Below are 3,307 nucleotides of genomic sequence, written 5' to 3'. Positions count from 1 at the left end.
TGCGGGCCTGACTATAGCGATCGCCAAACTCGATAAAGAGGTCTAAGGCCTGTTGATAGTACTGCTGCGCCTGAGGGTAGTTTCGCTGCTCTTCGGCCACGCTGCCCATCTGGTGATAGGTGCCCGCTTGCTCATAGCGATCGCCAAACTCGATAAAGAGGTCTAAGGCCTGTTGATAGTACTGCTGCGCCTGAGGGTAGTTTCGCTGCTCTTCGGCCACTCTGCCCATCTGGTGATATATTCTGGCTCTACTAAGACCAGCTTGACGTTGGTTATAGCAGGTTAGTTGTGCCAGAATACCTAGCTCTTTCTCATAGGTTTCTTGCGCAGAATTATAGTCACCTAGGTGAAGGTAAGATAAGGCCAGCATATCAAAACTACCCATCACTTGATGCCCCTCATTACCTTTAATAAATTCTTTTGGATAGTTGTCAGTTTGCCGGCAAACCAAGTTAATGAGCTTGTGTCTTGAAGATTTTTCGTTTGATGATCTTAGAAAAAGTTCAAGACAGAAAAAGACGCTTAGATTTTCTTGTCTCTCCATGCAAGTTTGCAGCGCAGAGTAAAGGTTTTCATACTCCAAGCGAGTAAAGAACAAGCCCGACTGCTTCTCTTGTGGATTTTTGGACTGCATTAATTGCTGATACTGCCCTGCGAGTGCCTGATAGTGCTGCTTAAATCCGGTTTCCAGCGCCGTGCGGGTGGCATTGTCTAATTCTGCTAGCTTAGTTTTTAAGAAGTAAGGGAAGACGGGTTGAATGGTGAGCAAGTGGGGCATCTCGTCACTCATGGGCGATAGCAAACCCCAGTTAATTGCTTCCTGAACGGCTGGATCAAACTGCTCAAACGGATAAGCTTGAAATGGCTCTAATTGTTGAAGCTGTTTGGCATAGTTTTCTAGATCCGCCCGATCAATAAATCCCTTAAACGGAGCCAAACACAGCAGCAGCTTTTGCGCTTCTGGCGACAAATTGCTGTGGGAATATTCCACACATTTCAAAATGCTCTGCGTTCTGTCTTCGCTGCCGCTATCAAGCTGCACATCTGCCGCATCCAGCGCCGCCAAAATCTCCGTCGGGCTTTGCCGCGCCAAATTTGCCAGCACCACCTCCATCGCCAGCGGATAGCCCGCTAGCAGCTTCATCAGCCGCTCAAAGTCCTTGTCTGCTCGCAGATTTGCCAGCCGCTCCCGGTTGCCCACATGCCGCTCTAAAATCTTTTCTGCCAACTCCGTCCGCGCTTGCGGATCTAGCCCCTGTAAGGCATAGCGGTTGTCGCGGTAAACCCCTGCCAGCCAGTCTTCCCCGCTGCGCGAACCCAGCACCACCTTGGTTTTGCCCCCCACCAGCTTCTGCAAAAAGGCTTGCAGCTTTTCCTGCTCTGCTACTGGCAGCGTATGCTGAATCGCCAGCGCCTGCCCCGTCACCGACTCTAAATTGTCCAGCATCAGCCCATAAGGTTCGCTGCGCAGCGTCTCCGCTAGCATCTCCGCCTTGGCTTCTAGGCTCAGCGGCTGCACAGCCACCCACTCAAACTCGTCATACACCCGCTGGCCCACCTCATGCACAATTTGCTCCAGCGTGTGCGCCTTTTCGTCATAGCCAAAATAGAACACATCTTTGGCAAACTGGGTCGTCTGCCACCATTCCCGCAAGTAGTTCAGCAGCGTGGTTTTGCCCGTACCGCCCATACCCCGCAGCAGCAGCACATTGTGCCGCAGCAGCGACTTTTCTAGCTTAAGAATTTCTAAATCTCGCCCCACAAAGCCGTAGGTGGGGGCAGCAAAGCGATAGCGACTGGCCTTGACCTGATAATGAGCTGCCTTTTGCCGCGCCGTCATCTCTTGTAGCTCAAACTGCAGCGACGGATTGCCATACACCACTGGTAACAGCCAGTCCTCCAAATCTACCGTCAGGTTAAACCAGCCCTGACGGGTTTTATCGTTATACAGCTCCCGCCGCCCCAGCCGAATTGCCTCTACCAGGGGGCGCTGGGCAAATAGTTCTGTGTAGAGCTTCCGCATTAAAATAGTGGCCGCCGTCACGCTAACCGAGTAGCTCATGGCCACTACCATCTGCACTCCCGCCGCCATCAAACGGCTGCCCAAGCTAGTTTCGCGGTCGTCGATTGCCTCGCCTTCTACGCTGCCGCTGGGCAGCGCTGGGTCAGCGTCCGTTACTTCGTCTGCCGCCGCCGTCCCATTCGCCTGAGAAAAACGCACTTGCTTAGCCGACTGGCAGGCATTTAAAAGGCACACCGAAATGCCCTGAACCGTCAACAGCTTAGCCAACTCTTGCGCCTCTACCGGGTCAGCCTGTCCTGGTGCTTCCCCTTCTAAAAACAAAAACGCCTTGACGCCCGTATAAGGTTGGAGGGCGCTACGTCCATAGCGATTTTGGAACAAAACTGCGTCAGACTCTCGCTGCTGATCGGTAATTTGCGCGTAGGTAGCAAGTCCGCCGTGGGCATCGAAATGCACGATGTGATAGTAGCCTGCGCCTTTGGCCTGCAGGTGATTTTCCAGCGCTTTGTAAGTCCCCGGACGCAGCAACTCCACGTTGATCGGCACTCTGGCCTGCTGAATCGCCTCAATCAATGGCCGCGAAATGGTGCGATAGTTAACGTCTTTTTCTTCGTCGGGGCGGGCCGTCACCACCAGCAAATTAATCGTCGCTGACGGGTTGGGGTTCGCCGTCACAGCAACATCTTGCTGCGGACTGCGCACCATCGTGCATTCCAGCGCCAGCGGAAGCGGCAGATCCGGATCTTGCAGGGCTTCCCAGTGCAGCGCCTGAAAGTCAGGCGAAACGCTCTCAATCACAAACTCGACGCTAGACAGCCGCGATCGCAGTCCGCTATAAGTTGCATATGCCTTGCGATCGGCAAACACCTGATCGAACAGGGCTTTTCCATAAACCGCAATACTGTTTTTAATCTGTTCTGCCGTCACCGTATTCAAAAACGGTCGTCGCAGCCACCCCTCGAAATACCACTCCAGCCCCGCCTCTTGCTGCGGATTGAAAGGATTCGTGATAGTAACCGGATAGCTACTGCCACCCTCAAACTGGAGAGTTGCCTCAAACTGATCGACAGTAGACTGGCGCTGTTCGCAGAGGGTGATTTTTGGCATAGGGGCGGCTAGAAAAGCTTCGGCTCAAACATAACTTTAGCTACACTGGCTCGGCCACCTAATCAGAGAAAAGGCAACTGAACGCCTCATCTTCATCAAGCCTTCATACTTCTGCTGATTTTCACCAGTTTGATAAAGCTTTCATATCCTGATTGCTCCATCAGCATCTTAGCGCCC

1 protein-coding gene is annotated in these 3,307 nt (G+C 52.9%); it reads right to left on the bottom strand.

Features of this window, described 5'->3' with window-relative positions; all coding sequences use genetic code 11:
- Window positions 1-3,130, bottom strand: a 3,130-nt coding sequence (locus ACTS3T_RS02295; protein WP_462934717.1) for a CHAT domain-containing protein, incomplete at its 3' end; no start/stop codon positions are given.
- Between the last annotated feature and the right edge of the window lie 177 nt (window positions 3,131-3,307).

The sequence above is a fragment of the Almyronema sp. genome (assembly GCF_052168255.1).
Lineage (GTDB): Bacteria > Cyanobacteriota > Cyanobacteriia > Phormidesmidales > Phormidesmidaceae > Sphaerothrix > Sphaerothrix epifaneia.
The sequence above is the reverse complement of the archived record's forward strand: the minus strand, read 5'-3'. Positions and strand labels throughout refer to the sequence as shown.